The organism is Scytonema sp. HK-05 (assembly GCF_963872035.1).
GTDB lineage: Bacteria > Cyanobacteriota > Cyanobacteriia > Cyanobacteriales > Nostocaceae > Kalymmatonema.
Genome location: NZ_CAWMYC010000144.1, coordinates 46,177 through 53,070 on the forward strand (window position 1 = coordinate 46,177; position 6,894 = coordinate 53,070).

6 protein-coding genes are annotated in these 6,894 nt (G+C 44.5%); 2 read left to right on the forward strand and 4 right to left on the reverse strand.

The genetic code is table 11. The features are described from left to right. Positions 1-159 precede the first annotated feature (159 nt). Positions 160-2,493, forward strand: coding sequence for a serine/threonine-protein kinase (locus AACT52_RS32880; protein ID WP_073634817.1), 2,334 nt, complete (start codon positions 160-162; stop codon positions 2,491-2,493). Between the two features lie 60 nt (positions 2,494-2,553). Here the strand turns inward: AACT52_RS32880 and AACT52_RS32885 are convergent, their stop codons facing one another. The 3 genes from AACT52_RS32885 to AACT52_RS32895 form a co-directional block, all read right to left on the reverse strand. Beyond that, positions 2,554-2,895, reverse strand: coding sequence for a hypothetical protein (locus AACT52_RS32885; protein WP_073634806.1), 342 nt, complete (start codon positions 2,893-2,895; stop codon positions 2,554-2,556). 997 nt (positions 2,896-3,892) lie between these two features. Beyond that, a complete protein-coding gene (locus AACT52_RS32890; RefSeq protein ID WP_073634818.1) occupies positions 3,893-4,510 on the reverse strand; it encodes an NUDIX hydrolase in 618 nt (205 codons plus the stop codon). A gap of 85 nt (positions 4,511-4,595) precedes the next feature. Continuing rightward, a complete protein-coding gene (locus AACT52_RS32895) occupies positions 4,596-5,798 on the reverse strand; it encodes a phosphoglycerate kinase (protein WP_073634807.1) in 1,203 nt (400 codons plus the stop codon). Positions 5,799-5,887: 89 nt separating this feature from the next. Here AACT52_RS32895 and AACT52_RS32900 point away from each other — a divergent pair, with 89 nt between their 5' ends. Further along, a complete protein-coding gene (locus AACT52_RS32900; RefSeq protein ID WP_073634808.1) occupies positions 5,888-6,295 on the forward strand; it encodes a universal stress protein in 408 nt (135 codons plus the stop codon). An 80-nt stretch (positions 6,296-6,375) separates the two neighbouring features. Here AACT52_RS32900 and AACT52_RS32905 read toward each other — a convergent pair. Further along, the coding region (locus AACT52_RS32905; protein ID WP_337251744.1) for a type II toxin-antitoxin system VapC family toxin at positions 6,376-6,894 on the reverse strand (519 nt) is incomplete at its 5' end.

Sequence of the window (6,894 nt, forward strand, 5' to 3'; positions counted from 1 at the left end):
GGAGGAGATGAGGAGATGCGGTAGAGAGCGAAGCGAGTATTGGGGAGATGGGAAATGGTTGGTTCTTAGTAGTAGTACTTTTTAACAACTAACTAATGACTGATGTACAGACGCTTCAAACAGCGCGTCTCTACAATTATTGACTATTGACTAATGACTATGAATTCTGCTTATTGCTCCAAAGGACATGAAAATCCAACTGGTAGTCGCTTTTGTCTACATTGCGGCGAAAAGTTAGATTACCCGGTGAGTCAAGGTATTCAAGGCGGGCAAACTTTGGGCGATGGCGCACATCGCCCGTCTGTTTGGGGCGATCGCTATCTTATTTTGCGTCAACTCGGACAAGGAGGTTTTGGACGTACATATTTAGCTGAGGATGTTAACCGCTTCCGCGAACTTTGTGTTTTAAAAGAATTCTCCCCTCAAGTTCAAACGCCTTACGTTCTCCAAAAAGCTGAAGAATTGTTTCAGCGAGAAGCCAGTGTTCTCTACAAGCTGCAACACCCCCAGATTCCTCGGTTCCGCGAACTTTTCCGCATGAACTTGGCTGGTAAGGAATATTTATTTCTGGTGCAAGATTATGTACAAGGGGAAACTTACCGCTCTTTATTAGATGCGAGAAAACAGCAAGGTTTGCTGTTCACAGAGGCAGAAGTACGTCTGCTATTGCAACAAATTCTCCCTGTTTTGGAGTATATCCATTCTATGGGGGTCATTCACCGCGATATTTCTCCAGATAACTTAATTTTACGCACCCCCCAAGCCTCCCCTTACCAAGGCGAGACAGGCAGAGCGGCGGCTTCCGCCGATCTGAACTGGCGTGAGATTGAGGCGGGTATGCCAGTGTTAATTGATTTTGGCGGTGTCAAACAAGTTGCTGCAACAGTCGTCTCGCAATATTACCAACCCGGTGCTGCTGCTTCCCCACTTCCAACGTTATTGGGTAAAGCAGGTTACTCTCCCCCAGAACAAATGCAAACGGGGTTAGTTGAGCCTCATAGCGATTTGTATGCTTTAGCAGCAACGGTACTCGTTCTGCTGACAGGCAAACAGCCTCAAGAACTTATAGATAATTATACCCTTACCTGGCAATGGCGACGGGAAGTTAACTTGAGTCCAACTTTCGGGATGATGTTGGATAAAATGCTATCGCCAACACCAGCACACCGCTACCAAAGCGCTCATCAAGTTCTACAAGCACTGACTGTATCACCTGTGGGCTATCCTCCACCACAGCAGATTCCCCCTCCAACACCGCCACCGCCACAAACAGAACAAACCCTAGCGGTAGCCTCATCCCCGACTCCCCCTACTCTCCCCACTCCCTCCACTCCCCCCACTCCCGCGACTTCCTCCAGAAGCTGGTGGACACCTGGTAAAATCATTGTGATAGCAATGGTAATGGCTACTGCTATTAGTGTGGGTATGTGGGGAGCAACTCAATTGCTTGACTCATCTTCACCCATAATCTCGTCTGACGATCCAAAACTTCCTCCAGAAGAACAACAGCGCAAGCAAAGATTAGATGAGCGGCGTCAATACTTAGGTATTAACGAGAAATTCTTTATTACTTTAGTTAATCAAGTCTTTTGGGATAGAAATCCGAGTTTACGGAGCCGCACCTTGACACAGAAGCCGGAAGATGCACAACTACGGGCAGAATGGGATAGCATCGCAGGCGAATTGTTGGAAAAGCTGGCGGTATTGAGTTCAGATGCACGTAAGAAATTGGGTAGTTTTACGCACGCAGAACGCGATCGCGCTAAAGTGGAAGTTAACCAAGTCAACGTTGGTAGCCGTTCTTTATATGATTTAGGAGATGCGGCATTTTTCCAGCAATTTCCTGAACAGCGCGGCAAGAATTTTATCGATCAGCCTATTGGACAAATCTGGCACGGATTTATCAGCGACAAACTCAATGCCATCCTTGCGGGTAGCGCTTTCAAGAAAATAGTTTTTGACAAAGGGGCAATTAGTACCAGAGTCAGTGGTACTCTCAAACCTGGAGAAGGTAAAGTTTTTATCGCCGCACTTGACGAAGAACAATTGATGAAAGTGAAGCTGAGTGCGAATTCTAAAATTCTGCTTTCCGTGTATTCCCCCAGTGGAAAAGTTCGATTCTTAGAAGATTCAACACAACGTAGCTTGTCCGTTAAACTTCCAGAAACTGGATTTTATGAATACGTCGTTGTTTCTACGGCGTCAAAAACATCAAATTATACACTTTCAATCACAGCAGAAAATCCTGCTCCACTCCCGTCGCCTACACCAACTCCTACAGAAACTATTACACCCACATCCACACCAACTCCTACAGAAACTATTACACCTACATCCACACCAACTCCTACAGAAACTATTACACCTACATCCACACCAACTCCTACAGAAACTATTACACCCACATCCACACCAACTCCTACACCGACACCAACATCTACACCAACAGCTTCGCCTACACCTACACCCACACCCACGCCGACACCATCATAAGCAATACAAAATTCAAAATCGCCACTTTTTTCTCAGTACACACTTAGTGTCCCAGTCCCTCTAACTACCTTTTTGTGCAACCCAAGCACTGGCACATAATGATGTAAAAAAACGCCTTACTTGATGAAAACCTGCTTCATTTAAAAGCTCTAACAGTTCGGTTTCTGACAACGGATAAACCGAGGAAAATATTTCTTGAAATCGAGTTTCAATCCCCTCACTGAATATTCCCTGGCTCGCCCATCGCATTTTCCATGCATCTATTAAGACACTATCTCCACGCAAATCTCCAAATAAACCAGCCGCTAAGATGAATGGTGCGTTTGGTTTGAGTCGCAGGGAAATATCCCGCAGCAGTTCAAGCGGCGCATTCCGCTCGTGGATAAAGTGCATTACCAGCATTAAATAGAACAAATGTCCTAAAACGAAGTGTGGGCTAGCAAGAATCTGAATGCTATCCTTAGTGGCTTGACAAAATACTGGTGTTAATAATAACTAATCATTTTCTATAAGCAGTAAACTTTTGAACAAGAAAATTTATAAGAAAATATTATACACTTAGCAGATTTTTGGATGAGCGAATACAATAGTCCCCACCTTCAAGCGTATAGCCAGGGTGGGGAATCCCAATTATGACCATCTTTTAAGTTAAAAGTCAAAAGTAAAAAGGCACTCACAAAGAATGTTGAGTATTGGTGTAATCTTTATCTCAAGGGATACAAGCCCCCAACTTACGGCATGGAGAAAGATAAAGATTTCCTTGTTTGGTGCCCCCAACGCGCGTCATGGGGATTTCTTTTTACTTTTATCTTTTTACTTTTATCTTTTTACTTTTTACGCTTATTGACAAGTTGATTGAAGACTAAAAAGCCCCACTTATTGATATACTAATATAGGTAAATACACCCTATAACAATAGCTAAATATACCCTATAACAATAGCTAAATACACCCTATAACAATAGCTAAATACACCCTATAACAATAGCTAAATACACCCTATAACAATAGCTAAATACACCCTATAACAATAGCTAAATACACCCTATAACAATAGCTAAATACACCCTGTAACAATAGTTAAATACACCCTGTAACAATAGCTAAATACACCCTGTAACAATAGCTAAATACACCCTATATCGCAGAAGAGGAGAACACCCTGTGACTGAAGAGGAATATCTAAAGTATGCAAAACCTCTTGGAAAATTTTCTCACTCCAAAGTAATATTTAATACATCATCCGAAAGATATATTCAGTTCATGTTAGGGTGTGGGTGATAGCTAAGTTTTTGAAGTTTTTTTAAGAAAGGGTTGAATCAGATGAAAATATCTTTCTCAAACCCGCTTTGGTAATACTTTTTAGCTGTCGCGTGGGGCTTCGTTGCACCGTAACAACCTAATCGAAGTCTGTAGGCAAATCTGGATTTCGGTGATGCTGGAAAAGTCGGGTGATTTGAGCTGGCGTCACACGTCCAAGTGACAGTTCCGGAATCGCATCTTCAGCAAAGAACTCGACTTCCTCCGTTTCGATACTTGGCGATGGAGAACCACTCACAAGTTCGCACAGAAAAAAGAGCTTGTAGATGTAATGCGGATGCGGTGGATGTCCCTGTCTGTTTCTGTCATAGACAGCTAGCAGTTTTACAGCGCGTGTTTGATAACCAGATTCCTCATACACTTCTTTAACAGCTACCTCACTTGGCGAGTCACCAACATCAGCCCATCCGCCTGGTAAAGTCCAGCAGCCGTCTTCTCTTTCCTTCACTAACAATATGGTATCGTCGCGAAACACTGCTCCCCGCACGTCAACTTTGGGTGTTGCGTATCCCACTTCTTGGGCGAATAAATCGAGGATAGAGCTGTGTTCGACGTTCGAGTACGTCGCCATGATTTCAGCGGCGATCGCCTGTAGCGCTTTGTAACGTTCTATGTCAAAAGCATTTTCCGAAAAGGTTAGACCATTTTGGGCGATCGCTTGTAATTTCTGCGTCCATTCCAGCCATTTAGGTTCCACAATTTTCTCCCTATTTGTGTAGAGACGTGCCATGGCACGTCTCCACAGTATGCTACGTCTCTACATTGGTTTTACCTATCAGCTTTTATGCTTCATCTAGCGCGACGATACCAGGTAATTGCTTACCTTCAAGTAACTCCAAGCTAGCGCCGCCGCCAGTGGAGATGTGGCTCATTTGGTCGGCTAAACCAACTTTTTCCACAGCCGCCACAGAGTCACCACCACCGATGATGGTGGTAGCACCTGTTTTGCTGATTTCGGCGAGAGTGCGGGCGATCGCCTCCGTACCTGCAGCAAACTTATCAAACTCAAACACGCCCATTGGACCGTTCCAAATGACCGTTTTGGTGTCAGCAAGGGCTTGTTGGAAAAATTTCACCGAGTCAGGTCCGATATCCAACCCCATCCAACCATCAGGGATGTTTTCCACACTGACGGTTTGAGAATTGGCATCAGGGGCAAAATTATCAGCGACAACCACATCGGTGGGAAGCAGCAAGTCAACACCGCGTTCTTTTGCCTTTGCTTCCAAAGACTTCGCCAGTTCTAGCTTGTCCTCTTCCACCAGTGACTTACCGACATTCAAACCACGTGCCTTAAAGAAGGTGAAAATCATTCCACCGCCGATGATCAGTTTGTCGCACTTTTCCAGAAGCGTTTCAATCACGCCAATTTTACTGGAAACTTTGGAACCACCGATAATCGCTGCCAGAGGACGTTGAGGATTTTCGATCGCGCTTTGCAGGTACTGCAATTCTTTTTCAATCAAATATCCACCAACCGAGGGACTAAGGTATTTAGTCACACCTTCAGTAGAAGCGTGGGCGCGGTGTGCGGTACCAAAAGCATCATTGACATACAAATCAGCATTTGCTGCCAGTTTTTTGGCGAATTCTGGATCGTTTTTTTCCTCCTCTTTATAGAAACGGACGTTTTCCAGCAACAGCACTTGTCCGTTTTGCAAAGCCCCCACTTTAGCGGAAACTTCATCGCCGATAGAGTCGTTAGTTTTAACGACTTCTTGGCCCAATAACTCAGATAGACGCTTAGCAACCGGGGTTAGGCGCAATTTATCATCTACACCCTTAGGACGCCCAAAATGGCTCACTAGAATCACCTTAGCTCCCTTCTGCGTCAAATCCTGTATGGTCGGCAGAGCAGCACGGATGCGAGTATCATCTGTAATGTTGCCGGCATCATCCACAGGTACGTTAAAATCAACTCGTACCAGGGCGCGTTTACCAGACAAGTCTTCTGCAGATAAATTTGCTAAAGTTTTCTTTGGCACGGCACAAACCTCCTGATTGCCTTTTTGTTATGTTTTTTAAGTAGATCCATCCAGATTTTACCGAGTCAGGGGGGCGGAGGTGAATCAGAATGTTTAAAACAGTTCTATTTCCAATTGATCAAAGTCGGGAAACACGGGAAGCAGCCGATATGGTTGTCAAACTCGTGCAAAAACATAGCAGCCGCTTAGTGCTGCTGAGTGTGGTTGAGGAACCCGTCGCAGACTCGCCCAACGGGGATGTAATGTCCTCACCAGAGACAGTTGCCCAACTGCTAGAAACAGCCAAATCTCTGTTTTCTGGGCAAGGCATTCCAGCCGAAACCATTGAACGGCAAGGCAAACCTGCTTTCACCATCTGCGATGTTGCAGATGAAATAGGGGCAGATTTAATCGTCATGGGGTGTCGGGGACTAGGCTTAACTGATGAAGGGGCAACTGATAGCGTTACCACTCGTGTGATTAACCTTTCTCCTTGCCCAGTATTGGTTGTGCCGTAAAGAAAGTTACGAGTTATTTACCTGTAGGGTGCGTTAACGCAGTGTAACGCACCACTTTAAACTAATTTGAAAATTCTTGCTTATTGAGCAACTTTTTGAACAACTTTCAATTCATCTAGCACCAAAATACGTAATTCTGTAACACGCCTGAATGTCACATCATTAGTCAAAAATGCCTCACAACCTGCTGCTAAAGCTACGGCAATCTGAAAGGAATCAGGTAATTGTAAGTTATATCTGGCTCGGATTTGAGCAGCTTCTAGTGCTAAGCTTGAGTTAGTAATCGGCTGAAAAATCATGTTATTACTACCAAGCATGAGGTTGATGAAGTTTTGTTGTAACTGTGTTTGTCCTAGACGATAAGGACGTACTAAACATTCAGCCAATGTGACTGGTGAAGTGACACCGAATATTAAACTACTTTGAATACGCTTGAACACCACTCTAACAGATGGAAAGTATTGTGGGTGTTGTTCGACAAAGTAAATGACTGGTGCGCTGTCCAAAAACAAGCGCGTTACACCCTCTAGACTCTCCTCAATAGTCACCGAAAATAAAAGGGCGGAAGCCCCTGTTTTCCAAACATGGGGAGGAAGCCC